The following is a 26,654-nucleotide window of genomic DNA, read 5'->3' on the forward strand; positions in this document are numbered from 1 at the left end:
GGGTTAATTTCGGGCCACCGTGCAGACACCGCCGACCGAGCGGATCTGGTTGCAAAGTGCCATCGCTTCAGTCTTTGTGTTACGCCCGACCCGAACCGAATACCGCGCGCGATTGCCAAACCCCGGCATTTTGGACCGGATATAGATCGGGCTCTCACGCCCCAAAACATTTGCGTGCTGTGCACGAACACGTCGGAAAATTTGCGAGGCACCGGAACGCGTTGGGTGCCACCCGAGCTGGACGCCCCAAGGCTTGGCCGCCGGTGCCGCAACGCGAAATTCTGGAACGCTGCGGCTCTCGGCTTGCTGCACACATGTTGGTAAAAACGGCTCTGTCTTGGACAGGCGCAGGTCCAGCGCTTCTGGCGGCTCGTCGCGCCATCTCTCCGCGGGCACGTCGGTGATGGCCAAGACGTAATTAATGGTTTCCGTTGGCAGCCCACGCTCTTTCGTCATGAACCCACGAACGCGCTCTTCGCCTGCGTTATATGCTGCAGCGGCCAATCCAACATTGCCGAATTCGGCTTTGAGTTCAGATAGATAACTTGCCGATGCGTCCAGCGCCAGCGCAGGGTTGAAGCTGTTGGTCAGTCCGCGAATTTTGGCGGTTCCCGGCATGAATTGCGCAATGCCTTCCGCACCGACCGGGCTAATTGCCGACGGGTTGAAACGGCTCTCGCGCCATATGAGACGTGTGAAAAAATGCGGATCCAGAGCGTAGCGTTCGGCGGAACGCTCGAGCGCGACGCACAGATCGTCGGCAAAGGCGTCCCGGCTGATACAGGTCGGGCTGTTCTCCCCCTTCGGCGTCGCGCAGTAGATCTGCGGCGCCGTCTCCGCGCGCAAGGGGTGAGCGAAGAACAGCGTTAACAGGAGGATCGAGGCGAGGCGAGATAACATCATGCTCATACCGAATTCAACGTCATCGCAGATTTACGGTATCCGCCCGCCCAACCCAAGCGGCTTTTTTGTCGCGCAATCATTCCGGCGGCTGACCCTCGCGTTCGGCCTTTCGGTTGCGCTCCAGCCGCGCTTGTTTCGCTGCTTTCTCTGAGAGGATTTCCGTTGCCCGAAATTTACCGTAGCTGCGCGCTGCAAGTTGTTTTGCGTGCTCGATTTTCTTCGCCGCTTCGAAGATTTGTGTACGGACGCGCTTTTCTGTCTGCTCCAACCAGACCGTCCATTTAAGCGCCTCAGACTGCTGAGAAGGTGGCAACGCGCGGAGGTCGCGACGCTGCTTCGCAATCTCTGTCAACTTCGTTTCCAAACGTGATTTTTCCGCGCTCAACGCCGCCAATTTCGCGATATCGCGATCCGCGGCGAGCTTCGCAATCTGTGAGAGCGTTTCATAGCGGGTCATCATGAGTAACCACGTTCCCGCATTTTCTTACGCATCGTGTCCGCGAAGCGAATAGCGGCGGCGACGGGGCGATAGTGATCCGGATGGATCTCGTCGCCGATCTCCGTTGAGGCATTAAGCGCGCGTGCGGTCGGCGGATCAGAATGGATTGGAATATTCGCTTCACGCGCAATATCGCGGATGCGTGCGGCGACGTCATCCACGCCTTTCGCAATCAATTTGGGTGCTGAGCCGGGCAGGCGGGTCCAAGTTAACGCGACGGCGTAATGGGTCGGGTTGACCAAAATCACATCCGCCTTCGGAACGTCTGCAAGCATCTGGTTCATCGCAAGTTCTTCGCCCCGCTTTCGGCGCTGCGCCTTCATATGCGGGTCGCCCTCAACGTTCTTCATCTCGTCCTTCATCTCCTGAAGCGACATACGAAGCTTTTGCCGATGGTGATATTGCTGCCAGAAATAATCGATTCCTCCGATGAAAATGGCGATGAGCAGCGTGATTGTCAGCATGGAGGTAATGATCTGCGCCATCATCGCGACGACTTGCGGCGACTCTGCGCGGGCGGCTCCGATGATCATGTCCTGATTGCGTTTAAGGTAAATCGCTAGGCCGAGGCCAATTAGCCCCATCTTGAGCGCACTTTTGGCAAATTCGACGAGACCAGCCGTACCAAACTTGTTTTTTGCATTTGAGATCAGAGAGATGCGGGAGAGTTTGGGTTTGAGTTTTGAGGGCGCAAACACAATCGCGCGCTGCGCAATGAGCGATATCAGGCCGAAACCGGCGGGCAAAAGCAGGATGAGTAGAAGCGGTGTCAGCATCGCCAGAAACCATTCTCCGGCCATCGCAGGACCGCCGCTGCCGAGAAACTGCGGGGCGAAATAGTCGGCATTGCCGAGCGCGAACTGCATCGGGCCGGCGGCTTCGCGCATCACATAGCCGCCAAACCCGATCGAGGCGATGAAAATAGCAAGGTAAACAGCGGCGGCGTTCAGGTCTTTCGACTGCGGGATATCGCCTTCCCGACGCGCGCGGTCCAGACGTTGCGGCGTCGGGTCAAAGACCTTTTCGCCACTATCGCTTTGTCCCTCGCTCATGGCCGCACCGCGAAGGGCGCGAGGATTGCGCGATCAAGATGACCCACCCATAGCGTGAGTATTAACGGTGCGGCAAGCAGCATCAGGATGAGGCCGGCTGCGGTGATGGCGGGCGCGCCGATAAAGACGACCATGAGCTGTGGCATCGCTTTGTTAATCGCGCCGAGGGCAAGGTTGTAGGCGAGGGCTGCAAGCAAAAAGGGCGATGACAGGGCGAAACCGATCCGGATGCTTTCCGTCGAAGCGTGGCGGGCCCATTCGGCGAGTTCTCCACTTTCTGGCAGCGTGTTGAAGGACACCAAATCATAGCTTCGAATTAACCCTACGGCGAGCTTCACATGGAGCCCCGCGGCGAAGGCTAAGGCGAATGCGCCCATGACCAAAATGGTGCCGATGGCGGGCATCGGGTCGGGGAGGGCAGAGGGGCCAAGAACTTGTGCGAGAGACGCGCTCTGCGCCGCGATGTTTCCCGCAATTTGCAGCGCCATCAGGATCATACGGAGCGAAAGACCCATGGCGAGGCCGATGACCGACTCGACCATAAGTGCGGCTGCCAGAGTGTTGGTCGTTTCAGGAACGGTGATGGTGTTAGCGACGGCAGGAAGCACAATTATGGTAAAAGCGATCGCGGCACCGAGGCGAACCCGGCGTGGGAGGATTGGCGTCCCGAATGCTGGTGCGACCGAGATCACGGCACCGACCCGCGCAAAAACGAGGGCTGCTAAAGCGACCCACTCGGGCATGTATTGTGAGAGCACGATAAGGCCGCCCATCAGGCAACGCCGACCAAACTGGGCCGCGTGTCGGGGCCAATTTCTTCGTAGGAAAGAACGGGGTTTCGTATCCCTTTGGCGACCAGAACCGTGTGAAGAAAGCGACGTCTTCGCGTTGAGCTGACGATCGCCGGATAGCGACCCGCCGCCGCAGCGCTTTGAATTTTCTCACCAATCGATGTTGCGAGACGGTTAAATTCATCAGGCGGAAGGGCGACATCGACCGCGCCCGCTTCGCCATCGATCTGATGCGCCTGAAAGAGATCCTCCCATTCCGGCGCCAGTTGAATAAGCGGCAACTGCCCGTCCTTATCGGTTAATTCTGCCGTGATCTGGAATGCCATGCGTTGGCGAACATGCTCGCAGAGCGCCGCGGGAGCCTTCACTGCGGCATTTATCTCAGAAATTGCTTCCAGAATGAGCGGGATGTTCCGAATTGAAATGCGCTCCTCCAGCAAGAGGCGCATCACGGCCTGAAGTTGGTCAATAGGGACGCGATCCGGCACGAACTCGTCGATAATACGTTTGTTTGCGTCAGCCCGAGCCCCATCGGACAGCGTTACGAACTGATCGAGCAGACGGCGCAGCGCGCGGCGATTGAACAAACGGCCAAAATTTTGTTTGAGCGTTTCAAGAAGGTGCGTGGCAACCACCTCCGTCGGCGTGATTGTGGCAAGCCCAGCCAAAGCCGCATCCTCTTGTTGTTGCGGCGCAATCCATCGCGCGGGCGCGCCATAAACCGGCTCTGCAACGCTCACCCCATCGGGTGCTGGCCGTTCATCTTGCAACAATACAAGGATTTGATCCGGCTCCAGCGCGCCGCGCGCGGCTTCAACGCTTTGAATTTTAATGCTGTAGCTTTTGTCGGGCAGGCTTGGATTGTCCGTGATCCGAATTTCCGGGATCACCAAGCCAAAATGAGCGGCGATATGGTTGCGCATGGTGGAAATGCGACTGTTCAGGCCGGTCGCTTCGTCCATGACAACCGGCACAAGATCGGGCGCAAATTCGATGTGAATTTCGTCGAGATCCAGAATATCGCCCAGTGTTTCCTTCTGGGGCGCGGCCTCCGTCTTTTGGGGCAACGCTGCGCGCTTCGCCGCTTCAAGTTGCTTTTTTCGTGCGAGCCAAGCGGACGCGCCCAAGACCCCGGCACCAAATATGAATGGGATGAAGGGGAGGCCGGGCATAAGGCCGAACAAGGCGAGCAGCGCCGCCACTGTGGCGAGCGCCGTCGGATAACGGCCAATTTGCTGGATGAGCGCTTGGTCGGCAGAGCCGACTGCGCCGCCCTTAGAAAGGAGAATCGCCGAGGCAATAGAGATGATCACCGCCGGAATTTGCGTCACGAGACCATCGCCGACGGTCAGGATCGTATAGGTTTCAAAAGCTTGGCCGACGGGCATACCATGAACGAAGAGACCCATCGAGAGCCCCATGACGAAGTTCAGCAGGGTGATGAGTAGGCCTGCCACCGCGTCGCCTTTGACGAATTTTGACACGCCGTCGAGGGAGCCGAAGAAGGTGGTTTCTTCCTGCTCGATCCGGCGGCGTTCCCGCGCTTCGTCGTGGTTAATTGCGCCAGCCGCCATATCGCTGTCGATAGCGAGCTGTTTGCCGGGCATCCCGTCGAGAGCGAAGCGGGCTCCGACCTCCGCCATCCGACCTGCACCTTTTGTGATCACAATGAAATTGACGATCATCAAGACGCCGAAAACGACGAGGCCGAGGAATAGACTTCCACCCATGATGAAGTCTGCGAAGCCGTTGATCACCTCGCCAGCGGCGCGGGTTCCTTTGTGGCCTTCGCCGATGATGAGTTTTGTCGAGGAGACGTTGAGCGCTAGACGTAGCATCAGCGAGCTGAGCAAAATCATTGGAAAGGATGAGAAATCCAGCGGGCGCTCGATGAAGAGGGTGATGGTAAAAATCAGGATCGCGAGGGCGAAGCTGGTGGCCAAGCCCATGTCGAGAATGAAGGCGGGCATTGGGAGGATCATCATTGTGATCACAGCCATTAGCGCGAGCGCCATCAGGATTGTGGGTTGGAAAAGGTGGCGTGCTTTTTCCATCAGAAAAGGCTCTGGCCTGCTGCTTGAATGAGGGGACCGCGGGCGAGGCCGAGCAAGCCTTGTGACGCTTGCGGGATACGATCTCGGCGCGGCGCTGTGGTTAACAACCCGCTAGGTGCGGCGGCGGGTTGATAGGATTGCGCGGGTAAATCCAGTTGCGCGATGATCCGGTCGAAGCGCGCGCGGTAGATATTGGCATATTTCGGTGTGCGCGAATGATAAGCGCCGGCGGCTGCTGACCAGCTTCCGGTTTCGTTAAAAAGATCCCCGAGGAATTTCGACGCGTAGGCGGCGTTCACGCGCGGCTCGAACATGTCTTCGAGGGAGGCAAAATACTCGCCATGCCAGCGATAATTTACTTGAAAACAGCCGACATCGAAGGAGGTGCGTCCGGCGGCGCGGGCCTTGCGGGCAAAGGCAAGCGCCGCGTCGCGTGTGTCGAACCAGTGCCCTTTCCCTTCGAGATTAACCGTCCACGGCCAGGGTTGTCCGTTGCGCCCGGTTTCCGTGATGGTGATAGCGGCCAAAACTTCAGCGGGCACGTGACCCGAAGCCGCGCGCGCCGCATCGTAGCAAATATTTGGACTTCCGGCGGCCTGATCCGCGCCGAAAAGGCAAAAGACAAGAATCAGCAGACGCCGCATCGGGTTCTCCCGTTGGTTAACGGGGTCACGCTACGGCGAGGACGTTTAGAAACTGTAACTTACGAGGCGAAATAATCGCTCAAAATGCGGGTATAAATCGCCTTCAGCGTCTCGATCTGGCTGATCTCGATCCGCTCATCGACCTGATGCATGGTTTTGCCGACGAGACCGAATTCGACAACCGGACAATGTTTGCGCATGAACCGCGCGTCGGAGGTGCCGCCGGAGGTGGACAGAATAGGGTAAATGCCTGTCTCCGCTTTTACGGCGTTTGCGATGAGATCGGAAAGCGTGCCGGGCGGCGTGATGAAGGCCTCGCCAGAGCAGGAAATTTTCAGGTCGAAAGCGACGTCACTATTCGGAATCATCTCGTAAAACCAATCGGTTAGACTGGTTTCGGAATGCAGGTCGTTGAAGCGGATATTCATCCGCGCGAAGGCTTCGGCGGGGATCACATTGCTGGCGGGGTTGCCCACGTCAATCGTGGTTATCGCAAGGGTCGACGGGTCGAAATGCGCGGTGCCTTCGTCGAGCGTGTGGTTGGCGAGCCGATCGAGATAGGCGACCAAAGCCGGGAGCGGGTTCAGCGCGCGGTGCGGGTAGGCGACATGGCCCTGCTGTCCGCGGGCGATGATCTCGCAGGTGATGGAGCCGCGCCGGCCGATTTTCATCATCTCGCCGAGAGTTTCGGGGCAGGTCGGCTCGCCGACGAGACATACATCCATGCGCTCGCCCTGCGTCGCCATCCAGTCGAGAAGGGCGCGGGTGCCATCCTGCGCCTGGCCCTCTTCATCGCCGGTGATCGCGAGGCTGATGGACCCACTGGGCGGTGTTTTCTCAACGAAATCAATCGCAGCGGCGACGAAGGCGGCCACGCCGGATTTCATATCCGTTGCGCCGCGGCCCCAGAGGACGCCGTTTTCAATGTCGCCGCTAAAGGGCGGATGCGTCCAAGCGGCTTCATCGCCGGCGGGAACCACGTCGGTGTGGCCGTTGAAGCCGAAGACGGGGCCGGACTCGCCCCATCGGGCGAATAGGTTTGCAACCCCGCCACGGTCCACGCGGCTGCAGACAAACCCGGCGGCGGTAAGCTTTTCTTCCAATAAAATCAACGCGCCGCCCTCTTCGGGCGTGACCGACGCGCAGCGGATGAGGTCCTGCGTCAGTGCAACCGGATCGGTCACAATTCGACCCCGGCGATCTCCAGAACCAGCTCCAGCACATCGTCGGGATGACCGGCCAACGCGTCGGCCTCGGCCATATGCAATTCGCCCTCTTCGCCAAATCCCCAAAGCGCGCCGATGCTGGGGACGCCGTTGTTTTTCGCGCCGATAATGTCGTATTTGCGGTCGCCAATCATGATCGCCTCATGCGCCTCGACCTCGGTTTCGTTGAGGGCGTGGGCGATAAGATCCGTCTTGTCGGCATTGTGGCCGCTTTCCTCGGAGCCGAAGAGTCCGTCGACATGCGCATCGATCCCAAAATGTTCAATGATTTTATTGGCATAACTGGCGGGTTTCGAGGTCGCGATCCAGAGCCCTGCCTCGGTTTCGCGCAGATCCATCAGCATTTCGCCAATGCCGTCGAAGACATCGGCCTCATACATATTCCCGCCCGTGTAATGCGCGCGGTAGATTTCCATCGCCTCTTCAAGATCTGCGTGCAGGCCGAGAAGTTCTTGAAAAATCACCTCTAAAGGCGGGCCGACGACCCAGCGGATCGTCTCTTCATCCACATGTTCCGCGCCGATTTCCTTCATCGTGTACTGGATGGAGGTGATGATGCTCTCGCGGCTGTCGACCAGCGTGCCGTCGAGGTCGAGATAGATGCCTTTAATCATTTTCGCCCTCGTAAAATGCGGTTTGCTGCGCCACGATCACAGCGTTTTCGGCCAGCGCCCGGTCGGCGAGCTCGCGTTCCTCGGGCGGTAAATCGTCAGGCAAATCATCGGCTTCCACTTCCAGAACCGACATATCCGCCTGTTTGAGAAGCGCCACCGTCTCGCGCACGGCTTCTGCGTCATCCACGCCGGAAGCGTAGCAGAGCAGGGCGCCGCCGGTGGCGTTCTCCGGCAGACCGTCGCCCGGCTTGCGGCCGAGCGACACAATCAGACGGTAGAGCCGCTGCTTGCTCATTTTCGGATCAGGCGCGCGATCCAGATCAGCACCGCCGCGCCGAAGACCGCCACAAGCAGGCGCACGATCAGCCCGCCGCTGGTGTCGAGACCGCCGAGCGACAGGAGCCAGCCGCCGACCGTCGCGCCTAGGATCCCGAGCACGATGTTGACGAGGATGCCGTTCGGGCTGTCCATGATGTTGCTGGCGATCCAGCCGGCGAGACCGCCGATGATGATGGTGAGAATGAATCCCATGTTCTGTCCTCTCTTTGACTGCTGCGTTGTCAGTTGGACTGAACTAACAATCGGTTGCAAGCATTGGTTCCCTGCGGCTTAGCCGCGCAGCAGATCGTTGATCGAGGTTTTCGAACGGGTGCGCTCGTCGACGCGCTTGACGATGACAGCGCAGTAAAGATTCGGTCCCGGCTCGCCATTCGGGAGCGGTTTGCCCGGCAGGGTGCCCGCGACGACGACGGAGTAGGGCGGCACTTCGCCCATGAAGACTTCACCAGTGTTGCGGTCCACGATCTTGGTAGACTGACCGATGAAAACGCCCATACCGAGGACGGAGCCCTCGCGCACGATACAGCCTTCGACGACTTCGGAGCGCGCGCCGATGAAGCAGTTGTCCTCGATGATGGTCGGGCCCGCTTGCATCGGCTCCAGCACGCCGCCAATGCCGACGCCGCCGGAAAGGTGAACGTTTTTGCCGATTTGCGCGCAGGAGCCGACGGTGACCCATGTGTCCACCATCGTGCCTTCATCGACATAAGCGCCAAGGTTAACGAAGGACGGCATCAGCACGACGCCCTTGCCGATATGCGCGGATCGGCGGACGACGCAGTTCGGCACGGCGCGGAAACCGGCCTGTTTCCACTCGCTCTCGCCCCAGCCGTCGAATTTGCTCGGCACCTTGTCCCACCATGTCGAGCCGCCGGGGCCACCCGAGATCGGCGCCATGTCATTGAGACGGAAGGACAAAAGCACGGCTTTCTTCGCCCACTGATTCACCTGCCAGTCGTCGCCCTGCTTTTCCGCAACCCGCAGCGTGCCGGCTTCCAGCGCATCAAGCGTGGCTTCTACCGCCTCGCGGGCCTCGCCCTTGGTCTCGGGCGTGATGGCGTCGCGGCCCTCCCACGCGGTTTCAATGGCGGTTTCCAATTGCGCGTTGGACATGGGCGCTCTCCGTTGCTATCGCTCAATTTCTGTTCCCTACCGCCTATAAAGTGCGGGCGGGCATGACGCAATGTGCAGAGAGAGTGAGAGCGAGGTCCCGATGGCGCGGCGCAAAGATGCGAACGATGCGAATAAACGTTTCCCCCATGCGCGGGAGGATGTTGCGCAGGCGGAGACCTTCTCGGACACGCCGCAAACGCGCTCGCACACGTATCGGCTGGCCTTTGACGATCAGGATTTCATGCTGCGTCAGGAATTGCGCCCGGTGCGGTTCCAACTTGAGCTGCTCAAGGCGGAGATGATCCTGAGCGAAGAGGAAGTGGACAGCACCATCGTGATGTTCGGCGGGGCGCGGATCCCGGATCCCGCGCATAAAGAGCGCGCGCGGACGCAGACTTTAGCCGATCTGTCGCGGTTTTACGATGAGGCGCGGACCTTTGCGCGGCTCTGCACCGAGAAAAGCATGAAGGACTCCGGTGGGCGCGAGGGCGTGATCGTCACCGGCGGCGGGCCGGGCGTGATGGAGGCGGGCAACCGCGGCGCGCATGATGCGGGCGGGCGCTCGGTCTCGCTCAATATCGTGCTGGAGTTCGAGCAGGAACCGAACCCCTACTGCACCCCCGAACTTGCCTTCAACTTCCACTATTTCGCGATCCGCAAGATGCATTTCCTGATGCGGGCCAAGGCAATCACCGTGTTCCCCGGTGGTTTCGGGACGCTGGACGAGCTGTTTGAGTCGCTCACGCTCATCCAGACAAAGCGGATGGACAAACTGCCCGTGATCCTGTTTGGCCGCGAGTTCTGGGAAAAGATTATCGACTGGGAAGCGCTCGCCGATGCCGGGACGATCTCACCGGGCGATCTCGATCTTTTCGAATATGCGGAGAGCGCGGAAGAAGCGCTAGCTATTCTGGATCGCTGGGAGGCGGATCACGGAGAATAAACTCCACGATTTCCGTGCGTTGCAGCGGGAAAAAATTGTCGTCTGAGATCAGAGTGAGACGGGTGTTGCCGTCCTCATCCGCCCAGGCCGAAATCCCTTCCATATTGTCGAGCTGGCCCATGGTGGTCTCGATCAGCGTGACGGCGTTGGTCGGCCCGGTCTCCGGGTCGAAGTCGAACATGCGGATGCGGCTACGAAAGCCCAACAGACCCACATCGCGTTCCAGAACGAAAAGCTTGTTGTCCGGCCCAAGATCCGCGCCGGTCACAAGAAATTCGCCCTCGCGCGGGACCGAATAGGGGCGGCTCCAGGCTCCGTCCTTCCAGCGATGGATCGGGAATGGGCGGTCCAGTTGCCCGGAGCGCTCCGGGATCGCGTAAACCACGCCGTCGGCATCGTTGAAAAGCGCCTCGAACCCGCTGTTTTGCTGAAGACGGCGGATTGGGTCGTCGCGCGGAATGAGGGTCGCTCGATCGCCCGGCGCGGCAAAGGACGAGATCCGGTGATTGCCCTCAAAACTCAGGAAAAATTCGCCGGATGGTAGCCGCGCCATGCCTTCCGCGTCGCTATGGACCGGCGGGACCGGCATATTGCGTGAGGTGCGGATGGCGGTGCGTTCGGTCGGGCGTGCGGCGGTGATCCGACCATTTTCGCGGGTAATCTCCCCCATCCACCATTGCCCGCGATCCGAGACGGCCACGAAGCGGTCCCCATCTTCGGTGATCTCGATGGCCGACAGCCCGCCGAAGGACTCCGTATCGCTGCGCAGGACCGCGCGCCCGTCGAGTTCCAACGCCGGAGAGCCCGCCGAGATCGGGAGGATCGCGGCGGTGATCAGGTCGATAATGCGGATCATCGGCTGTTCAGAACCTGCGCGCAGCCTGCCGGAAGGTCTGCCAGCCGCAATTCCGGCTTGGGCTGCGGCTTCGGCGCGTTCGGGTCGGGCGCCGGCGGGTTCACGATATCGCGCAACCACTGCGCCGCATCCGCGCAGCCATCCCCCGGCGGCGGCGGCGCCTGATTAACGCAAGAGGTGTTGCCCGCAGGGCAGCTCAGCCGGACGTGGAAATGGTAATCATGCCCCCACCATGGGCGGATTTTATTGAGAAAGGCGCGATCATTCGCGGGCGCTTCGGCGCACATGCGGTTCTTGATCGCGGGGTTCACGAAAATCCGGGCGACGCGCGGATCTTCGGCGGCGCGGCGAATGATCAGGTGATGCGCCTGCGTCCAGGCGCTGTTCACATTAACCTTGTCACCAGCCACCATCGTGTCCGACGAAATGCGCTCGCGATCCGCACGGCTGAGAGCGAGATTCAGCGCGGGCTTCAACCAGATATCCGCATCAAGCCCGACCTGATGGCTGGAATGCCCCGTGAGCATCGGCCCGCCCTTGGGCTGCGACATGTCGCCAATATAGAGCCCGCGCCACCCCACCTGCGCGGCATAACGACTCAAATCCTGCACGAAAGACACCGTGGTTGGCTGCGCCCAATTGCGGTTGCGCGAAAGGCGCATGGCCTGCCATGTCGGGCCGGTCTCGGCGAGCTGCATATTCCCGGCCGCACAGCCACGCGCGTACTCGCCAATGGCCTGCGCTGTGAGGCTGCTCGCGGCGGTTTGCTCGGCACCGAAAAGCTGCTTGGCGGCTTGCGCGGCGGCGCTGGTGGGAATGCTGGCAAGTCCCGCGAGAAGGGCGGCGATCAGGGCGTTTTTTTTCATCTGCTCATGCCTTGTTGGTCGATTATCGACGTGCCGCGTTTTGCGTGATTTTCGCGGGTCCGACACGCATCAGAAGACCATATCCGAGCAGGAAAAGCAAAATCACAGGTGCGACACCGAGGGGTTGGCTGTCGGTCACGCGGGTCGCGAAACCGATGAGGAGCGGTGCGAGAAATGCGGTCGCTTTGCCGGTCATGGCGTAGAGGCCGAAGGCTTCGGTGATCGGGATTTCGTCCTTGGCCTGATGGACGAGCATGGTCCGCGAGGCGGCGCTCAGGGCCGCGCCGGCCGCGCCAATCATCCCGCCACAGCCGTAAAAGACGAGGTTCGGAAGGTTCGAGCCGTCGGCGACGCTCATGAACAGCACTTGATCGGGACGCGTGGTGATCACGGTGATCGAGGTGAGGATCAGGAGCAGGATGGCGACGCGGATCACCGGGCGCGGGCCGAAACGTTCATCGGCGAGACCGCCCAGAACGCCACCAATCGCGCCGATCAGCGCCGAGATGATCCCGAAAATGCCAAGATCGAAGCTGGTCCAGCCAAGTACGCCCGCCGCATAGATCGCGCCGAAAGTGTAGATGCCCGCCAGCGCGTCGCGGTAGAACATGGAAGCGAGCAGGTAGTTCAAAAGGTTCGGTTTTTTCGGCAAGCTGCGGATGGAGCGTGCCAAATCGGAAAGCCCACTGGCTATGGTTCCGCGCACCGGTGCGACGTCGCGGGTCCAGAGGAAAAACGGGATAATGAAGATCAGAAACCAGAGCGCGGCGAAGGGTCCGGAGGCGCGGGCCGCGCCGCCTTCGATCTCGCCGAGGCCGAAGACAGGGCTAAGGCCGATCAGCGTGGTCTCCTTGCCATCGGCGGGCATAAAAAACGCCAGCATGATAAACAGCGACACAATCCCGCCAACATAGCCGAGCGCCCAGCCGAAACCGGAGATGCGGCCCATTTGTTTGTCGTCGCCGAGATCGGGGAGCATCGCGTTGGTCACGACAATCATCAGCTCCGCGGCGATAAAGGCGGCGCAATAGGCGAGCGCCATGGGCAGAATCGGGCTGTCCGACGCGGCGTTCCAGAGGCCGAGCACACCCAGAACGTAGATCACGGCCAGCCCCGCAAACCACATTTTGCGCCGTCCGAGCGCGTCCGTCAGCGCGCCGAGGATCGGGGCGGCGAGGGCGACGGAGAGGGCCGCGACAAGGTTAATATCGGCCCATGCGGCTTGCCCGGCTGCGCCGCCGCCGTTGATCGCGGTCGCGATATAAGGCGCGAACACGAAGGTCAGGATGAGCGTGTAGAAGGGCTGGCTGGCCCAGTCGAAGAGCATCCAGCCCCAGATCGCGCGCTTCTCCATTCCCCGTGTCGTTTCCATTCAGACCTCCGGCGGCCAGGTCCGGTGGACCTCGTTGTCAATCCAGCCCTGCACCCATCTGGGCAGTTCCGGCCGCCAGTCAGGACGGCCAAAGGCGTCGGCAATCCTGTCCGTTGCGACGATGCCGCTCTCATCCGTCGCCGCGAGCCGCAACAGCGCGGAATTGCAGCAGGTTTCGCCCAGCCACATACTCTGCATCATGTAAATAAACCGTTCATCGCGCCCGATGACGCCGGTCCGCAGGCGGAATTTGTTGAAAAGCCGCACCCGGCGGCGATAGCGCGGCGTGGAGCCGGCAACGGTGATGCCCCAACCCTTGTCCTTGAACGTGTCGATCGCGCCGACCCGGCGCATCCAGCTCAGTCGCCCAATATCGTAGAGCGTCAGCACGCGGCCATTATTCATCTCCATCCAGAAGTCGATATCGCCCGGATGGCACCGCATTTCAAATTCGTGGACATCTTCCAACTCAAGCTTGCTCATGTCCTTGGCGCGCCAGTAATGCCAGCCGAATCTGAGTGCGGGATACATCGGGTTCTCCTGAAAAGGGACGTGCGCGCAAAGCGATGCACGGGGGCGCGCGGCTTGTCAAACCTTGCGGCGCGTAAAACCCTGCCTTACCTAGAGTTGAACCGAGAAACGGAGCAATATCGTGACTTCACTTGCGCAAATTCTGCTGATGGTCCTCAATGTGGCCCAGTTCATCGTCATCGCCCATGTCATCATGAGCTGGCTGATCAGTTTCAACATTCTGAACCTGCACCAGCCGATTGTGCGGTCGATCTGGAACGGTCTCGAAGGGCTGCTGGCGCCGCTTTATGATCCGGTGCGGCGGATGTTGCCGCAGATGGGTGGTCTCGATTTCGCACCGCTCGTGGTGTTGCTCGGCATTTTCGCGCTGCAAACCATCATCATCAATAATCTGGTATACTGATGCCCGCCGAGGCGGGGACGGATGGCGTCCGGCTTCGGCTTCTGGCCAGTCCGCGCGCCAGCCGCACCGCCTTTGGGGATGTCGTGACCGCGCCGGACGGGCGTAAAGCGTTGAAAATAAAAGTGGCGGCTCCTCCAGTGGACGGGGCCGCCAATCGTTCGATCATTGATTATCTCGCCAAGACGCTCGCCCTCCCGAAATCGGCCGTCGAGATCGACAAGGGCGCAACCGGACGGCTGAAAACCGTCCGTCTCAGTGGCGCGCCCGAGGAGATCATGGCGCGTTTGTCGCCTTATTTGGTAAAGGCCTGATCGCCCCAGACCTGCCGCACCCGCTGATCGCGCCCGCACGCCTGACGGTAACGCTCATAGGCATCAGCGCGTGTGATCACACCGAAACGGGTCAACGCCCGCGCGTCGGATTGGTAGTAATTCTGGTGATAATCTTCGGCGACCGTGAAGGTCGCGGCATCGAGGATCGGCGTCACCACGGTCTGGTCAAGCGCCGCTTCGGCCTCGGCTTTCACCTTCTCGGCAACCGCGCGTTCCTCCGGGGTGGCCACAAAAATCGCCGTCCGGTAGCTTGACCCACGGTCGCAGAACTGCCCCCCATCATCGGTCACGTCCACAGTGCGCAGGAAATAGGTCAGCAGGTCTTCGGTCGGCAGAACCGCCGGATCATAGCTGATCTTTACTGCTTCATAGTGGCCTGTGTTCCCGCCCGTCACCTGATCATAGGTTGGGTTCGGGGTGGTGCCGCCGGTATAGCCGGACACGGTGTCGCTCACGCCGTTCAGCTTGTCGAAATCGGCCTCAACGCACCAGAAACAGCCTCCCGCGACCACGATATCTGCGGCGGGAACCACGGTCGGCGTCAGGGCAAAGAGCGCGGCTGCGGCGAGTTTCGTTTTCATCATGGAACACTCCAACTTGTTTAATCATGCGGCCCGAGGGTCGGCGTCAACACTCCGCGTCCGACCCCTTCGATGCGCGTCATACACGGGCCTTCTGTCACATCTACGGTGAAAAAGCGATGAAAGTTGCGATCACATCCTGTCGTGCAGGGCGTTAAGCGAACGGTAAGATTGGTGAAGTAAGCAGGCGCGGACTGGTCGGATCCGGTTCGCTCGCGCGGCGCGCCGGAAATATTTCGAATAATGGTTAAAATTGAGGAGAGCCTGCGGACGCTGGTCAAAAGCGCGGTTTTGTGATTGAACTTACCTAGGGTCAGGCCATTAAGTGCTTGAACATAAATTTCTTCTGTGGTCTGAAAGAAGAAATAATGATGCTACATAACCTTATGGAGGCGTTATGTTTTGTGGTTGGATGGATGTCGCGGCGACGGGAACGCAGATGGCGTTGCAGGCGGGCGATGTGATGTCTTGCCGCATCGGGCGCATGGCGCTTGGCCAGATGGGACTGGCCGAAATGACCGAAATGATGATGGAAAAGCCCTTCGCTTTTGCGGAGGCTCTGGGCGATGCGCAATTCGCGATGTTCACCGGCGAAGCGCCCGCGCAAATCGCCGTGGCGGCGCTCATTCCGATCCAGCGGACCGTGGCGCGCAATGTCGCGCATTACCGCAAAGGTTAAGTCAAAGCTTTAGATCGCAACGAGAAAGAGGGGCCGAAGCCCCTCTTTTTTGATTATTTATTCCGGCGATCCCGTGCCGCGAGCAGTTTGAGCCGCAGCGCGTTAATCTTAATAAAGCCCGCCGCATCCTTCTGATCATAAGCGCCAGCGTCATCCTCGAAGGTGACGTGGGCTTCCGAATAGAGGCTCTCATCGGACCAGCGGCCCACCGTATGAACCGAGCCTTTGTAAAGTTTAAGGCGCACCGTGCCGGACACATGCTCCTGACTCTTGTCGATCGCCGCCTGAAGCATTTCGCGCTCCGGGCTGAACCAAAAACCGTTATAAATCAACTCGGCATAGCGGGGCATCAACTCGTCTTTGAGATGCGCCGCGCCGCGGTCGAGGGTGATTTGCTCAATCCCCCGATGCGCTTCGAGCAGCACCGTGCCGCCGGGGGTCTCATAGATCCCGCGCGATTTCATGCCAACGAAACGTCCTTCAACGAGATCGAGACGGCCCACACCATGTTTGCCGCCAATCTCGTTCAGCTTGGTCAGCAGCGTCGCCGGGCTCATTGCCTCACCATTAATCGCGACCGCATCACCTTTTTCGAACGTGATTTCAATATATTCGGGCGTATCCGGCGCTTTCTCCGGGTCGGTGGTGCGCTGGTAAACGTAATCGGGCGCTTCCTCCGCCGGATCTTCCAGAACCTTGCCCTCGGACGACGTGTGCAGCAGATTCGCATCGACGGAGAACGGCGCTTCGCCGCGCTTGTCCTTCGCGATAGGGATCTGATTTTCCTCGGCAAATTGCAGAAGTTTGGTGCGGCTCGTCAGGTCCCACTCCCGCCACGGCGCGATCACTTTGATCTCCGGGTTCAGCGCATAGGCCGAAAGCTCAAACCGCACCTGATCATTGCCCTTGCCAGTGGCCCCATGCGCCACCGCGTCCGCACCGGTTTCCCCAGCGATTTCAACAAGACGTTTGGAAATCAGCGGGCGCGCAATCGACGTGCCGAGCAGGTAAAGCCCCTCGTAAACCGCATTCGCGCGGAACATCGGGAATACAAAATCGCGGACAAACTCTTCGCGCACATCTTCGATAAAGATGTTTTCCGGTTTGATCCCAAGGAGTTCGGCCTTCTTACGCGCCGGCTCCAACTCTTCGCCCTGACCGAGATCGGCGGTGAAGGTCACGACTTCGCACCCATATTCCGTTTGCAGCCATTTCAGGATGATGGAGGTGTCGAGCCCCCCGGAATAGGCGAGAACCACTTTTTTAGGTTTATTGCTCATATCAATCCCCTTGGCTGGTTTTCTGCTCTCTAGGGCCTTGGACGCATCGCTGCAAGGGTTCAGAGGCGCATTCTGACGCCAATCCAGCCTTCGCTGTGGTTAACGATTTCGCAGGAAGGCAGGATCGATGTCGCCAATTTGCCGACCCGTTCGGAGCTGCAAGGGAAGAGCAGGCTCGCGTCCTGAATCGGTGTGAACCCGAAAAGCGGCGCGTTGGAGACGTGGATCGGGCTGTGGCCGGAGATGTAATTTGCAATCGCATCGCGCCCCGACAGGCGCGTCTCCAGTATGACCGGCGTGCGCTGCGCAGGCGCGAAATCGCCCCCGCCGCCTTGGCGGAAGTTGTTGGTAATCAACACGAAACGATCTTCGGGGGACAGCGGGCGGCCCTGATGGCGGATATTCTGAACCCGCCGGATCTCGCCGCCGCGTCCGGGCGTGGCCGCCAGATCAATGTCGTAATCGAGATCGGGGATCACGTCGAAATTATAGATCGGTTTGTCGATCCGCAGCGCGAAGCGGTCGCGCTCGCCGGGCAGAATCGTGGTGAACACGCTGCTAGAGCGCTCCAGCCATTCGGCGATATCCGCACCGGTTACATCCAGTGCCATCAATGTGTTGGGGTAAATATAAAGGTCGAACACATGCCGCACGCGTAGCGGCCCGGCGGGAACGTCTACAAACAACTCCTCCGCCCCCGGTTCGCCGCCGCGGAAGGGCGCGACCGCCGCGAGCAGCGGGCGCTCTGCCATCGCGTCGGGCAAAAGCGGGCGCACCGCATGTTTATGCGCTTCGCTGATCAGGCGCAGCGACGGGTCCACGCCGAGCATGGTGAGATAAGAGTAAAGCGCGATCTGCGTCTCGCCGAGCGGTTTTGCCATCACACCGCGTGAGCGAGTGTGGTAGGGGGCAAAACGGGTCGCGAGTTCTTCATCCTCGGGCGCAACGGACTGGCCGCGATGGTCGGTAATGCCCCGCAAATGCGCGTGGCTGTGGGTTTTCTCCCAACCATTCGGCCCATGCTCCAGCGTGAAGTCAATCAGCCCGATATGGCTCCCCCAAACGCCGGGCTGCACCAGCGGCGTGCCGTAAACCTTACCACCCTTGTAATCGACTTCATGGCCGTAATTGCCGGGCATGGGGAAGGTCATATGGGTGTGGCCCGCGACGACGCCATCAATGCCGGGCAGGGCGGCGATCTCAGCGGCCATATTGTCGTCCGGCGCGGTGCCGGGCAGCAATTCCAAGCCGCTATGGGCCATAGCGATCACCAGATCCGCGCCCTCATCGCGCAGCGCCGCCGACTCGCGGGCGACCGTCGCGATCATCGGCAGAGCGCGATATTTCCCGTCGAGTTGCTTGGCCGCCCAGGACATCACACGCGGCGGCATCACGCCGACCAGCCCGACCCGCAGAGGCGCGAGATCCGGCGCGATGTCCACGTTGAAAATGATCCGGCTCCGCCCCAGAGTCGCGCCCGTGCTGCCATCCTCGCGAAGCTGCGTAATATTGGCGCAGAGAATGGCCGGGCCGTCGTTGCGCTTCATCCGCTCGGTCGTGTCGAGGCCAAAATCAAGATCATGGTTACCGAGGTTGATCGCCGCGCAGCCAAGCGCACTCAGCGCGGCCACCATCGGGTTCAGCGCCTCATCCTGCACAATCTCGCCCAAAGGGCCGCCCTGAATGAGATCGCCATTATCAACGAAAAGCGTCGACTCCACCTCGGCTTGCGCCTGCCGGATCAGCGTCGCGGTGCGGATCAAACCGATTTTGTCGCTCGGCTCGTCCCGATAATAATCGAACGGGAACAAGTTCGCGTGCAGATCACTCGTTGCGATCAGGCGAAACTGGTGTTGGGTCACGTTGGTCCAGTCCGTAAAATTGTTCATATCCGATGTAACAGCCGTCGTCGCACCGATCAATCTTTCGTGCAAGCGCACATTGCTGTTTCAGGCGGATCGTGGTGAAAAGGCGCTGAAGGAGACTGTTATGAGCGCATTTACGACAGGCGCGCGTCAGGCGGAAGCGGCGCTGCGCGATCTGTTCCCGGCCACGCCTCTGCAACGCAATGAGATGCTGTCCGGGCTTTACGACGCGGATATCTGGCTGAAACGGGAGGATCTTTCCCCGGTGCGGTCCTATAAAATTCGCGGTGCGTTCAATGCGATGCGCAAGCATTTGGCGCAGAACCCGGAGGCGAAGCGGTTCGTCTGCGCCTCGGCGGGCAACCATGCGCAGGGCTTCGCCTTCGCCTGTCAGCATTTCGGCGTGGACGGCACGGTGTTCATGCCGGTGACGACGCCCCAGCAGAAAATCGAGAAAACACGAGTCTTCGGCGGCGAGAATATCAGCATCGAGCTGACCGGCGATTATTTCGACCAGACGCTGACCACGGCGAAGCTTTTCTGCGAGAAAGAGGGCGCGAGTTTTCTGCCGCCCTACGATTCCGACGATATCATCGAGGGGCAGGCCAGCGTCGCGGTTGAGGCGCTGGAGCAGCTTGGCCGCGCCCCGGATCTCGTTGTCGTGCCCGTGGGCGGGGGCGGCGTTTCCGCTGGGATCGCCAAATATCTCGCCGATGAAGCGCCCGAGACGGAGCTGCGTTTTGTCGAGCCGACCGGCGCGCCGAGCCTGCAAACCGCGCTGAAACAGGGCGAGCTGGTCACACTCAACGCGGTTGATAATTTCGTGGATGGCGCGTCGGTCGCCCGGATCGGCAACGCAAATTTCGAGGTGCTGAAACGCTTTAGCGCGGAGCATTGCCTTGATGTGCCGGAGAACCGGATTTGCCAGACCATGCTGACGATGCTCAACCATGAAGGCATCGTGCTGGAGCCCGCGGGGGCGCTCACGGTCGATGTGCTTCAGGACCTGCGCGACGAGATCCGCGGCAAAACGGTCATCTGCGTGGTCTCCGGCGGGAATTTCGACTTTGAGCGCCTGCCTGAGGTCAAGGAGCGCGCGATGCGGTACTCGGGGACCAAGAAATATTTCATCATCCGCTTCCCGCAACGTCCCGGCGCGCTGCGCGACTTCCTGCATTTGCTGGGGCCGAATGACGACGTGGCGCGGTTCGAATATCTCAAGAAATCGGCGCGCAATTTCGGCTCCGTCCTGCTCGGCGTCGAGACCGATGACGCCTCGAACTTCCCCGGCCTTGAGGCGCGGATGGAGGCGGCGGGCTTCTCCTATATCGACATTACCGACAATGACACCATTACGGGGCTGATCGTATGAGCGAACTGGCGCGGCAGGAATTTGGTGAAGGCGGCGTGCCGCTGGTGATCGTGCATGGCCTTTTCGGGTCGGGCCGGAACTGGCGGGCGATTGCGAAGAAACTGGCGCGGGAGCGGCGGGTCGTGACCGTCGATCTGCGCAACCATGGCGACAGTTTTCACGCGGACAGCCAGACCTATGCGGATATGGCGGGCGATCTCGCCAAAGTCTTGGAAAGCTTCGATCAGCCGGCGGATCTCATCGGCCATTCCATGGGCGGGAAAACGTCGATGGTGCTGGCGCTCACGCGGCCCGAGTTGATCCGCAAACTGCTGGTCGCCGATATTGCGCCGGTCGCCTATACGCATACGCAGGAACATTACATCGACGCGATGGAGTCGATTGATCTCTCGAAGGTCAAAACCCGTTCGGACGCGGATGCGCAACTGGCAGAGGTGGTGCATGAAAAAGGGCTGCGCGCGTTTTTCCTGCAATCGCTGAATATCGAGGATGGAAAGGTCTCATGGGCGCTCAATCTCGACGTGCTGCGCAAGGATATGGCGACCGTGGTGGGCTTTCCGAAAATGGACGGGCAATTCGAAGGCCGCACGCTGTTTCTGCGCGGCGCGGAGTCCGACTATGTGGACGACGCGGGCCGCGAGGAGATTGAGCGGCTGTTCCCGAACAGCCGGATCGTGTCGCTCAAAGGGGCGGGGCACTGGCTTCACGCGGACAAGCCTTATGAATTCATGCAGGCGGCGGAGCTGTTTTTCGCGGGCGAACCCACATGAAGAAACGGCCCGAAGCGGGCCGTTTTTAAGTCTATTTTGGATTTGGCCTCAGCGCTCCAGAGCGATGGCAATGCCCTGACCGCCGCCGATGCACATGGTCACGAGGGCGCGTTTGCCGCCGGTCCGCTCCAGCTCATAAAGCGCCTTGACCGTGAGAATCGCGCCGGTCGCGCCGACCGGGTGGCCGAGCGCAATCGCGCCGCCATTGGGGTTCACTTTCGCCGGGTCGAGGCCGAGTTCTTTCGTGACCGCCATGGCTTGCGCCGCGAAGGCCTCATTGGACTCGATCACGTCGAAATCCTCGACGCTCCAGCCGGTTTTCTCCAGCAGCTTTTTCGTCGCCGGAACCGGGCCGTAGCCCATCACGCGCGGCGCGACACCGGCCACCGCATAGCCCGCGACCCGCGCCAGCACATCGCGGCCCTTGGCGGCGCTTTCGCGGGCCAGAACCACCGCCGCCGCGCCGTCATTGAGGCCCGACGCGTTGCCCGCCGTCACTGTGCCGTCCTTCTGGAAGGCCGGGCGCAGACCCGCGAGGGTCTCCAGCGTCGTGTTGCCCTTCACATGCTCGTCCTTGGCGAACGCCACAGTGTCGCGCTTCACCTGAACATCGAAAGGCGCGATCTGCTCGTCGAAATAGCCCGCCTCAATGGCCTTGGCGGCGCGTTTCTGGCTTTCGACCGCGAATTCATCCTGCTGCTCGCGCGTGAAGCCCATTTCGGTGGCGACATTCTCGGCGGTCACGCCCATATGGCCGGTGCCCATGGGGCAGGTGAGGGCGCCGAGCATCATGTCGACGGTCGCCATCGGCCCCATTTTCTGACCCCAGCGGGCGTTCGGAAGGACATAAGGACTGCGTGACATGCTTTCCGCGCCGCCGCCAATCGCAATGTCGCAATCGCCGAGCATCAGCGCCTGGACGGCGGACACAATCGCTTGCGCGCCGGAGCCGCAGAGCCGGTTCACGTTCATCGCAGGCGTGGTTTCGGGGATGCCGGCGTCGAGTGCGCCGACGCGGGAGAGATACATGTCGCGCGGTTCGGTGTTGATGACATGGCCGTAAACGACCTGACCGATCTCATCGGGGCTGACGCCCGCGCGCTCCATGGCGGCGCGGTTGACATGGGCGGCGAGGTCGATGGGCGGGGTGCCCGCAAGGCTGCCGCCAAAGGTGCCGATAGCGGTGCGTGCGCCGCCAAGAATAACGATTGCGTCTGACATGGAAGGGTCCTCCCTTTCGGTTTCCCTATAGGTTTCGCAAGGCAGCATGAGCGCCCCGAAAGAGCGCGTCAAGCGCCATAGAAAAAGGGGCCCCGAAGGGCCCCAACGTCACGCATGTCTGCGGCTTCAGATCAGCTTGCCCATGGCGACAGCGGTGTCGGCCATGCGGTTGGAGAAGCCCCATTCGTTGTCATACCAGCTCATCACGCGGAAGAGGTTGCCGACCTGTTTGGTCTGGTCGATATGCACGGTCGAGCTGTGCGGATCGTGGTTGAAATCGATCGACACATTCGGCTCTTCGGTATAGCCCAGAACGCCTTTGAGACGGCCATTCGCGGCCTCTTTGATGGCGTTGTTGATCTCTTCGACCGAGGTGTCGCGCTTGGCGAGGAACTTCAGATCGACCATCGAGACATTCGGCGTCGGCACGCGCACGGCCACACCGTCAAGCTTGCCGTTCAGATCCGGCAGCACGAGACCCACGGCCTTCGCCGCACCGGTGCTGGTCGGGATCATCGAGAGCGCCGCCGCGCGGGCGCGGTAAAGATCCTTATGCGCGGTGTCGAGGGTCGGCTGATCCCCGGTATAGGCGTGGATCGTGGTCATGAACCCGTTTTCGATGCCAATCGCGTCATGGATCGCCGAGGCGAGCGGCGCGAGGCAGTTGGTGGTGCAGGAGGCATTCGAGACGACCACATCGTCGTCGGTCAGCTCCTCATGGTTCACACCATAAACGATGGTCTTGTCCGCGCCTTTGCCCGGCGCCGAGATCAGCACGCGCTTGGAGCCGTTCTCAAGATGCTGCGCCGCTTTCTCGCGGTCGGTGAAAAGGCCGGTGCATTCCAGCGCGATATCCACATCGCTCCAAGGCAGCGCCTTCGGGTCACGCTCGGCGGTCACGCGGATCGGGCCCTGGCCCACATCGAACGTGTCGCCCTCGACCTTCACGTCGCCCTTATACTTGCCATGGACGCTGTCATATTTGAACAGATGCGCATTGGTCTCCACGGGGGCGAGGTCGTTGATCGCGATGACCTGAATATCATCGCGGCCCTGCTCCATGATTGCGCGCAGGACGTTCCGCCCGATACGCCCGAAACCGTTGATTGCGACTTTCACCGCCATGATATCCCTCCATTTTCATCAGCCCGCTGGATTCTGCGGGTCCGCCTCTTCTTAATGCCCTTGAAGGCGCGACCACAAGTCTTTTGCAGATGGCATTTGACCCATCCCGGACAGGGGTGTCGCCGGTGTGATATTGCTTCACCACACCGAAGGGCCTAAGAGGGGAAAAGTCTGAAAGGGAGCAGATGCCTAAACGTCCCCAGAAAACCGGCGGGTCGGTGCCGACCCTGCGGGATATCGCCAAGCGCGCGGGAGTGTCGGAAATGACCGCCAGCCGGGTCATTCGCGATGTCGGTTATGTCGCCGATTCCACGCGCAAAAAGGTGCTCGCGGCGGCGGCGGCGCTTGGCTATGTGCCCAATCAGCTTGCGGGCGCGCTGGCCATGGGGCGGGTCAATCTGGTCGGTCTCGTGATCCCGTCCATGCGCAATGTGGTGTTCCCTGAAGTGTTGTCGGGCCTTTCGAAAACCCTGCGTGCGGGCGGCTTCCAGCCGGTAATCGGCGTCACCGATTACGATTTGGATACCGAAGAACAAGTGATCCGCGACATGCTGAGTTGGCGGCCCTCGGGCATTGTCGTCGCGGGTCTCGACCACACCGGGGCGACGCGGGCGATGCTGCGCGCGGCCAATATCCCCGTGGCCGAGGTCATGGATGTGGATGGCACGCCGATCGACATCAATGTCGGCATTTCCCATATCGACGCGGGCCGGGCCATGGGGCAGGCGATGGTCGAAAAGGGCTATAAAACCATGGGTTTCGGCGGCGGTCCGCTGGAGCGGGATCAGCGCGGACGCCAGCGTTACGAGGGCTTTTGCGCGGCTGTGGAAGAGGCCGGGCTCGCGCCGCCGCGTCTGGCGACCTATGCGGGCCGGTCCTCGCTCGCCATGGGCCGGATCCTGCTGGGCGATCTCTTGGACAAAGGCCCGCTCGATGCGGTCTATTTCGGCTCGGACTTGCTCGCCGCCGGTGCGGTGATCGAGGCGGAGGCGCGCGGTCTCAAAGTGCCGAGCGATGTGGCGCTGGCGGGGTTCAACGGTCTCGACATTCTCGAAGGCTTCCCGCGTGCGCTCGCGACCACCCGCTCGCCGCGCTTCGATATCGGGGTGCAGGCGGCGCAGCTTCTGCTGCGCGCCATGGAGGGCGATCTGCCGCAGGAAGAGCGGAAAATGGTGTTCCCCGTGGAGATTACGCCGGGCGAAACAATCTGAGCCGCCGCGTGATCTAGAGATTGCGCGGGCGCGGAGCGCGTGGCAACCTCGCTTCCATGCTTAAGACGCCATACCTTCTCTTTCTCGGCGACGCTGCCGATCCGCTGGCTGCCAAAGTTGCGCAAGGTGTGCGCGACTGGCGCCCCGAAAACGCTATCGGACAGTTCCGCATGGACGGCTGCAAGGCCGATCTGGGTCTGCCCGATATGACCGTCGCCGAGGCCGTGGAGGCCGGGGCGCAAACGCTTGTTGTCGGCGTGGCCAATCGCGGCGGCGTCATCTCGAAAGACTGGCTCTCCGTGCTGACCGAAGCGCTTGGCGCGGGCATGGATATCGCTTCGGGTCTGCATAACCTTCTGCGCGACGAGCCGGAACTGGTCGCCGCCAGTGGGCATGGCACGAACCTCTTCGATGTGCGCCTGCCGAACCGTTCTTATCCCATTGCAAATGGGGAGAAACGGACGGGCAAGCGCTGCCTCGCGGTCGGAACCGACTGTTCGGTCGGTAAGATGTATACGGCGCTCGCCCTCGAAAAAGCGATGGTCGCGGCGGGCCGCAAGGCGAGCTTCCGCGCGACGGGCCAGACCGGCATTCTCATCACCGGCGAGGGCGTCCCGCTCGACGCGGTGGTCGCGGATTTCATGGCCGGGGCGGTGGAATGGCTTTCGCCCAACAACGACGCCGACCATTGGGATCTCATCGAGGGGCAGGGCAGTCTCTTCCATCCCAGTTTCTCCGGCGTGACGATGGCGCTGATCCATGGCGGCCAGCCCGATGCGCTGATCCTCTGCCATGAGCCGACCCGCACCCATATGCGCGGCCTGCCGGGCTACCAGCTTCCGACGCTCGAAGCCTTGCGCGATCTCGTCCTGCCGATTGCGCAGATCGTCAACCCGGCGGTGGAGATCACCGGGGTCTCGATCAACACGGCGGCGCTCGGCGAGGACGAAGCGCTGCGCTACCTCGAAGAGACCGAAAAGCGGATGGGTCTGCCGACGGTGGACCCGTTCCGGCAAGGCGCGGAGCGGCTGGCGGAGGCGCTTTCGTGAAGCGCGAGATCAGCCGCGAAAGTTTCCCCCTCAAGGGCACCTTTGCGATTTCTCGCGGGGCGCGCACCCATCAGGATGTGCTGACCCTCCGTCTTGCGGATGGCGCCTCGCGGGCCTGGGCGGAATGCACGCCTTACGGCCATAATGGCGAAACGCTCGACAGCGTGACGGCGCAGATCGAGAGCATCGCGCCCGAAATCTCCCGCGCCGAATTGCAGGACGCCCTGCCACCCGGCGCGGCCCGCGCAGCCATCGACAATGCGCTCTGGGATCTGGAGGCCAAGCAATCGGGCAAACGGGTGTGGGAGTTGATGAACCTGCCCGCGCCGAAGCCCGTGGAGACGGCCTTTACCCTCTCGCTCGCCAGCCCCGAGGGGATGGAGGAGAAGGCGCGCGAAGCCGCGTCCATGCCGCTGCTCAAGGTCAAGCTTGGCGGCGACGGCGATGTGGCCCGGATCGAAGGGGTTCGCCGCGGTGTGCCGAATGCGCGGATCATCGTGGACGCGAATGAGGGCTGGAGCGTCGATCAATATCTCGAACTCATGCCGGTGTTTGAGCGGCTCGGCATCGCCATGGTCGAGCAGCCCTTCAAACCCGATGAGGACGATGTGCTGCTGGAATTGCCGCGCCCCGTCCCGGTCTGCGCGGACGAGGCGTGCCATACCCGCGCCGATCTGCCAAACCTCAAGGGCAAATATGACTTCATTAACATCAAGATGGAAAAGACCGGCGGGCTGACCGAAGCGCTGGCGCTGCGCGACGCCGCGCGGGCCGAGGGGTTCAAGATCATGGTCGGCTGCATGATGGGCACCTCGCTCGGCATGGCGCCCGGCCTCATCGTCGCGCAAGGGGCTGAGATCGTCGATCTCGACGGCCCGCTCTGGATGAAGCGCGACCGCGACAACGCGTTGAAAATCGACGGGCAGGGGATCCACCCGCCCGCAAGACAGCTTTGGGGGTAGC

At 61.1% G+C, this 26,654-nt stretch carries 29 protein-coding genes; 9 read left to right on the forward strand and 20 right to left on the reverse strand.

The window, feature by feature from the left end:
- Positions 1–3: 3 nt before the first annotated feature.
- The 11 genes from ACMA5I_RS02345 to dapD all read right to left on the reverse strand — a co-directional run bounded on the left by ACMA5I_RS02345 (position 4) and on the right by dapD (position 9,235).
- Positions 4–909 (reverse strand): lytic transglycosylase domain-containing protein, encoded by a 906-nt coding sequence (locus ACMA5I_RS02345; protein WP_525884616.1) that lies wholly within the window; start codon positions 907–909, stop codon positions 4–6.
- 70 nt (positions 910–979) lie between these two features.
- Positions 980–1,360, reverse strand: a complete 381-nt coding sequence (locus tag ACMA5I_RS02350; RefSeq protein ID WP_525884617.1) for a hypothetical protein — start codon at positions 1,358–1,360, stop codon at positions 980–982.
- Complete coding sequence (locus ACMA5I_RS02355) at positions 1,360–2,454, reverse strand: EscU/YscU/HrcU family type III secretion system export apparatus switch protein (RefSeq protein ID WP_525884618.1); 1,095 nt, start codon at positions 2,452–2,454, stop codon at positions 1,360–1,362. The genes ACMA5I_RS02350 and ACMA5I_RS02355 overlap by 1 nt, the downstream gene beginning before the upstream one ends.
- A complete protein-coding gene (locus tag ACMA5I_RS02360; RefSeq protein WP_525884619.1) occupies positions 2,451–3,227 on the reverse strand; it encodes a flagellar biosynthetic protein FliR in 777 nt (258 codons plus the stop codon). Before ACMA5I_RS02360 ends, ACMA5I_RS02355 begins: the two co-directional genes overlap by 4 nt.
- Entirely contained in the window at positions 3,227–5,299 is a 2,073-nt protein-coding gene (gene flhA / locus ACMA5I_RS02365; protein ID WP_525884620.1) for a flagellar biosynthesis protein FlhA, read from the reverse strand. The genes ACMA5I_RS02360 and flhA overlap by 1 nt, the downstream gene beginning before the upstream one ends.
- Positions 5,299–5,943 (reverse strand): lytic transglycosylase domain-containing protein, encoded by a 645-nt coding sequence (locus tag ACMA5I_RS02370; protein ID WP_525884621.1) that lies wholly within the window; start codon positions 5,941–5,943, stop codon positions 5,299–5,301. Before ACMA5I_RS02370 ends, flhA begins: the two co-directional genes overlap by 1 nt.
- A gap of 59 nt (positions 5,944–6,002) precedes the next feature.
- Entirely contained in the window at positions 6,003–7,130 is a 1,128-nt protein-coding gene (dapE, locus tag ACMA5I_RS02375) for a succinyl-diaminopimelate desuccinylase (RefSeq protein ID WP_525884705.1), read from the reverse strand.
- Positions 7,124–7,783 (reverse strand): HAD hydrolase-like protein, encoded by a 660-nt coding sequence (locus ACMA5I_RS02380; RefSeq protein WP_525884622.1) that lies wholly within the window; start codon positions 7,781–7,783, stop codon positions 7,124–7,126. The genes dapE and ACMA5I_RS02380 overlap by 7 nt, the downstream gene beginning before the upstream one ends.
- Positions 7,776–8,078: a DUF8846 family protein gene (locus ACMA5I_RS02385; protein WP_525884623.1), complete on the reverse strand. Its 303-nt coding sequence runs from the start codon at positions 8,076–8,078 to the stop codon at positions 7,776–7,778. Before ACMA5I_RS02385 ends, ACMA5I_RS02380 begins: the two co-directional genes overlap by 8 nt.
- Entirely contained in the window at positions 8,075–8,314 is a 240-nt protein-coding gene (locus ACMA5I_RS02390; RefSeq protein ID WP_525884624.1) for a GlsB/YeaQ/YmgE family stress response membrane protein, read from the reverse strand. The genes ACMA5I_RS02385 and ACMA5I_RS02390 overlap by 4 nt, the downstream gene beginning before the upstream one ends.
- A gap of 78 nt (positions 8,315–8,392) precedes the next feature.
- Positions 8,393–9,235, reverse strand: coding sequence for a 2,3,4,5-tetrahydropyridine-2,6-dicarboxylate N-succinyltransferase (gene dapD / locus ACMA5I_RS02395; RefSeq protein ID WP_525884625.1), 843 nt, complete (start codon positions 9,233–9,235; stop codon positions 8,393–8,395).
- 100 nt (positions 9,236–9,335) lie between these two features.
- Here dapD and ACMA5I_RS02400 point away from each other — a divergent pair, with 100 nt between their 5' ends.
- On the forward strand, positions 9,336–10,178 hold the full coding sequence (locus ACMA5I_RS02400; protein ID WP_525884626.1) for an LOG family protein: 843 nt from the start codon (positions 9,336–9,338) through the stop codon (positions 10,176–10,178).
- Here ACMA5I_RS02400 and ACMA5I_RS02405 read toward each other — a convergent pair.
- From ACMA5I_RS02405 to ACMA5I_RS02420, 4 genes are read right to left on the reverse strand one after another with little or no spacing between them, the layout of a single operon-like run.
- A complete protein-coding gene (locus ACMA5I_RS02405) occupies positions 10,141–11,034 on the reverse strand; it encodes an esterase-like activity of phytase family protein (protein ID WP_525884627.1) in 894 nt (297 codons plus the stop codon). The two genes, ACMA5I_RS02400 and ACMA5I_RS02405, sit on opposite strands and share 38 nt — an antisense overlap.
- On the reverse strand, positions 11,031–11,900 hold the full coding sequence (gene mepA / locus ACMA5I_RS02410; protein WP_525884628.1) for a penicillin-insensitive murein endopeptidase: 870 nt from the start codon (positions 11,898–11,900) through the stop codon (positions 11,031–11,033). The genes ACMA5I_RS02405 and mepA overlap by 4 nt, the downstream gene beginning before the upstream one ends.
- A gap of 22 nt (positions 11,901–11,922) precedes the next feature.
- Positions 11,923–13,272 carry an MFS transporter gene (locus ACMA5I_RS02415; RefSeq protein ID WP_525884629.1) on the reverse strand — a complete coding sequence of 450 codons (1,350 nt, stop codon included), beginning with the start codon at positions 13,270–13,272 and terminating at the stop codon, positions 11,923–11,925.
- Complete coding sequence (locus tag ACMA5I_RS02420) at positions 13,273–13,803, reverse strand: acyl-CoA thioesterase (RefSeq protein WP_525884630.1); 531 nt, start codon at positions 13,801–13,803, stop codon at positions 13,273–13,275.
- A gap of 121 nt (positions 13,804–13,924) precedes the next feature.
- Here ACMA5I_RS02420 and ACMA5I_RS02425 point away from each other — a divergent pair, with 121 nt between their 5' ends.
- Complete coding sequence (locus ACMA5I_RS02425; RefSeq protein ID WP_525884631.1) at positions 13,925–14,206, forward strand: YggT family protein; 282 nt, start codon at positions 13,925–13,927, stop codon at positions 14,204–14,206.
- Positions 14,206–14,517: a DUF167 domain-containing protein gene (locus ACMA5I_RS02430; protein WP_525884632.1), complete on the forward strand. Its 312-nt coding sequence runs from the start codon at positions 14,206–14,208 to the stop codon at positions 14,515–14,517. The genes ACMA5I_RS02425 and ACMA5I_RS02430 overlap by 1 nt, the downstream gene beginning before the upstream one ends.
- Here ACMA5I_RS02430 and msrA read toward each other — a convergent pair.
- Positions 14,499–15,122: a peptide-methionine (S)-S-oxide reductase MsrA gene (gene msrA, locus ACMA5I_RS02435; RefSeq protein WP_525884633.1), complete on the reverse strand. Its 624-nt coding sequence runs from the start codon at positions 15,120–15,122 to the stop codon at positions 14,499–14,501. The two genes, ACMA5I_RS02430 and msrA, sit on opposite strands and share 19 nt — an antisense overlap.
- A 394-nt stretch (positions 15,123–15,516) precedes the next feature.
- On the opposite strand from msrA, the gene ACMA5I_RS02440 reads away from it, so the two are divergent.
- Positions 15,517–15,798 carry a hypothetical protein gene (locus tag ACMA5I_RS02440; RefSeq protein ID WP_525884634.1) on the forward strand — a complete coding sequence of 94 codons (282 nt, stop codon included), beginning with the start codon at positions 15,517–15,519 and terminating at the stop codon, positions 15,796–15,798.
- Positions 15,799–15,851: 53 nt separating this feature from the next.
- Here the strand turns inward: ACMA5I_RS02440 and ACMA5I_RS02445 are convergent, their stop codons facing one another.
- Both ACMA5I_RS02445 and ACMA5I_RS02450 read right to left on the reverse strand, forming a co-directional pair.
- Entirely contained in the window at positions 15,852–17,078 is a 1,227-nt protein-coding gene (locus ACMA5I_RS02445; RefSeq protein ID WP_525884635.1) for an argininosuccinate synthase, read from the reverse strand.
- A gap of 59 nt (positions 17,079–17,137) precedes the next feature.
- On the reverse strand, positions 17,138–18,967 hold the full coding sequence (locus ACMA5I_RS02450; protein WP_525884636.1) for a 5'-nucleotidase C-terminal domain-containing protein: 1,830 nt from the start codon (positions 18,965–18,967) through the stop codon (positions 17,138–17,140).
- A 100-nt stretch (positions 18,968–19,067) separates the two neighbouring features.
- Here ACMA5I_RS02450 and ilvA point away from each other — a divergent pair, with 100 nt between their 5' ends.
- Together ilvA and ACMA5I_RS02460 are read left to right on the forward strand one after the other, a co-directional pair.
- Entirely contained in the window at positions 19,068–20,315 is a 1,248-nt protein-coding gene (gene ilvA / locus ACMA5I_RS02455; protein WP_525884637.1) for a threonine ammonia-lyase IlvA, read from the forward strand.
- The gene (locus ACMA5I_RS02460) at positions 20,312–21,085 is read left to right on the forward strand and encodes an alpha/beta fold hydrolase (RefSeq protein ID WP_525884638.1); all 774 of its coding nucleotides are present in this window, start codon (positions 20,312–20,314) and stop codon (positions 21,083–21,085) included. Before ilvA ends, ACMA5I_RS02460 begins: the two co-directional genes overlap by 4 nt.
- A 48-nt stretch (positions 21,086–21,133) precedes the next feature.
- Here the strand turns inward: ACMA5I_RS02460 and ACMA5I_RS02465 are convergent, their stop codons facing one another.
- Together ACMA5I_RS02465 and gap are read right to left on the reverse strand one after the other, a co-directional pair.
- Positions 21,134–22,306 (reverse strand): thiolase family protein, encoded by a 1,173-nt coding sequence (locus ACMA5I_RS02465; RefSeq protein ID WP_525884639.1) that lies wholly within the window; start codon positions 22,304–22,306, stop codon positions 21,134–21,136.
- A gap of 126 nt (positions 22,307–22,432) precedes the next feature.
- The gene (gap, locus tag ACMA5I_RS02470; RefSeq protein ID WP_525884640.1) at positions 22,433–23,431 is read right to left on the reverse strand and encodes a type I glyceraldehyde-3-phosphate dehydrogenase; all 999 of its coding nucleotides are present in this window, start codon (positions 23,429–23,431) and stop codon (positions 22,433–22,435) included.
- Between the two features lie 185 nt (positions 23,432–23,616).
- Between gap and ACMA5I_RS02475 the strand changes: the two genes are divergently transcribed.
- From ACMA5I_RS02475 to dgcA, 3 genes are read left to right on the forward strand one after another with little or no spacing between them, the layout of a single operon-like run.
- Positions 23,617–24,642: a LacI family DNA-binding transcriptional regulator gene (locus ACMA5I_RS02475; protein ID WP_525884641.1), complete on the forward strand. Its 1,026-nt coding sequence runs from the start codon at positions 23,617–23,619 to the stop codon at positions 24,640–24,642.
- 56 nt (positions 24,643–24,698) lie between these two features.
- Positions 24,699–25,691, forward strand: a complete 993-nt coding sequence (gene dgcN, locus ACMA5I_RS02480) for an N-acetyltransferase DgcN (RefSeq protein WP_525884642.1) — start codon at positions 24,699–24,701, stop codon at positions 25,689–25,691.
- Positions 25,688–26,653, forward strand: a complete 966-nt coding sequence (gene dgcA, locus ACMA5I_RS02485; RefSeq protein ID WP_525884643.1) for an N-acetyl-D-Glu racemase DgcA — start codon at positions 25,688–25,690, stop codon at positions 26,651–26,653. The genes dgcN and dgcA overlap by 4 nt, the downstream gene beginning before the upstream one ends.
- Position 26,654 lies beyond the last annotated feature (1 nt).

The sequence above is a fragment of the Jujubicoccus corallicola genome (assembly GCF_047345645.1).
GTDB lineage: Bacteria > Pseudomonadota > Alphaproteobacteria > Rhodobacterales > Rhodobacteraceae > JBLEFH01.

What these genes read in the sequence shown, in the direction of transcription:
- ACMA5I_RS02345 (WP_525884616.1), bottom strand. Translation starts at nt 909, where the DNA reads ATGAGCATGATGTTATCTCGCCTCGCCTCGATCCTCCTGTTAACGCTG.
- ACMA5I_RS02350 (WP_525884617.1), bottom strand. Translation starts at nt 1,360, where the DNA reads ATGACCCGCTATGAAACGCTCTCACAGATTGCGAAGCTCGCCGCGGAT.
- ACMA5I_RS02355 (WP_525884618.1), bottom strand. Translation starts at nt 2,454, where the DNA reads ATGAGCGAGGGACAAAGCGATAGTGGCGAAAAGGTCTTTGACCCGACG.
- ACMA5I_RS02360 (WP_525884619.1), bottom strand. Translation starts at nt 3,227, where the DNA reads ATGGGCGGCCTTATCGTGCTCTCACAATACATGCCCGAGTGGGTCGCT.
- flhA (WP_525884620.1), bottom strand. Translation starts at nt 5,299, where the DNA reads ATGGAAAAAGCACGCCACCTTTTCCAACCCACAATCCTGATGGCGCTC.
- ACMA5I_RS02370 (WP_525884621.1), bottom strand. Translation starts at nt 5,943, where the DNA reads ATGCGGCGTCTGCTGATTCTTGTCTTTTGCCTTTTCGGCGCGGATCAG.
- ACMA5I_RS02380 (WP_525884622.1), bottom strand. Translation starts at nt 7,783, where the DNA reads ATGATTAAAGGCATCTATCTCGACCTCGACGGCACGCTGGTCGACAGC.
- ACMA5I_RS02385 (WP_525884623.1), bottom strand. Translation starts at nt 8,078, where the DNA reads ATGAGCAAGCAGCGGCTCTACCGTCTGATTGTGTCGCTCGGCCGCAAG.
- ACMA5I_RS02390 (WP_525884624.1), bottom strand. Translation starts at nt 8,314, where the DNA reads ATGGGATTCATTCTCACCATCATCATCGGCGGTCTCGCCGGCTGGATC.
- dapD (WP_525884625.1), bottom strand. Translation starts at nt 9,235, where the DNA reads ATGTCCAACGCGCAATTGGAAACCGCCATTGAAACCGCGTGGGAGGGC.
- ACMA5I_RS02400 (WP_525884626.1), top strand. Translation starts at nt 9,336, where the DNA reads ATGGCGCGGCGCAAAGATGCGAACGATGCGAATAAACGTTTCCCCCAT.
- ACMA5I_RS02405 (WP_525884627.1), bottom strand. Translation starts at nt 11,034, where the DNA reads ATGATCCGCATTATCGACCTGATCACCGCCGCGATCCTCCCGATCTCG.
- mepA (WP_525884628.1), bottom strand. Translation starts at nt 11,900, where the DNA reads ATGAAAAAAAACGCCCTGATCGCCGCCCTTCTCGCGGGACTTGCCAGC.
- ACMA5I_RS02415 (WP_525884629.1), bottom strand. Translation starts at nt 13,272, where the DNA reads ATGGAAACGACACGGGGAATGGAGAAGCGCGCGATCTGGGGCTGGATG.
- ACMA5I_RS02420 (WP_525884630.1), bottom strand. Translation starts at nt 13,803, where the DNA reads ATGTATCCCGCACTCAGATTCGGCTGGCATTACTGGCGCGCCAAGGAC.
- ACMA5I_RS02430 (WP_525884632.1), top strand. Translation starts at nt 14,206, where the DNA reads ATGCCCGCCGAGGCGGGGACGGATGGCGTCCGGCTTCGGCTTCTGGCC.
- msrA (WP_525884633.1), bottom strand. Translation starts at nt 15,122, where the DNA reads ATGATGAAAACGAAACTCGCCGCAGCCGCGCTCTTTGCCCTGACGCCG.
- ACMA5I_RS02440 (WP_525884634.1), top strand. Translation starts at nt 15,517, where the DNA reads ATGTTTTGTGGTTGGATGGATGTCGCGGCGACGGGAACGCAGATGGCG.
- ACMA5I_RS02445 (WP_525884635.1), bottom strand. Translation starts at nt 17,078, where the DNA reads ATGAGCAATAAACCTAAAAAAGTGGTTCTCGCCTATTCCGGGGGGCTC.
- ACMA5I_RS02450 (WP_525884636.1), bottom strand. Translation starts at nt 18,967, where the DNA reads ATGAACAATTTTACGGACTGGACCAACGTGACCCAACACCAGTTTCGC.
- ilvA (WP_525884637.1), top strand. Translation starts at nt 19,068, where the DNA reads ATGAGCGCATTTACGACAGGCGCGCGTCAGGCGGAAGCGGCGCTGCGC.
- ACMA5I_RS02460 (WP_525884638.1), top strand. Translation starts at nt 20,312, where the DNA reads ATGAGCGAACTGGCGCGGCAGGAATTTGGTGAAGGCGGCGTGCCGCTG.
- ACMA5I_RS02465 (WP_525884639.1), bottom strand. Translation starts at nt 22,306, where the DNA reads ATGTCAGACGCAATCGTTATTCTTGGCGGCGCACGCACCGCTATCGGC.
- gap (WP_525884640.1), bottom strand. Translation starts at nt 23,431, where the DNA reads ATGGCGGTGAAAGTCGCAATCAACGGTTTCGGGCGTATCGGGCGGAAC.
- ACMA5I_RS02475 (WP_525884641.1), top strand. Translation starts at nt 23,617, where the DNA reads ATGCCTAAACGTCCCCAGAAAACCGGCGGGTCGGTGCCGACCCTGCGG.
- dgcN (WP_525884642.1), top strand. Translation starts at nt 24,699, where the DNA reads ATGCTTAAGACGCCATACCTTCTCTTTCTCGGCGACGCTGCCGATCCG.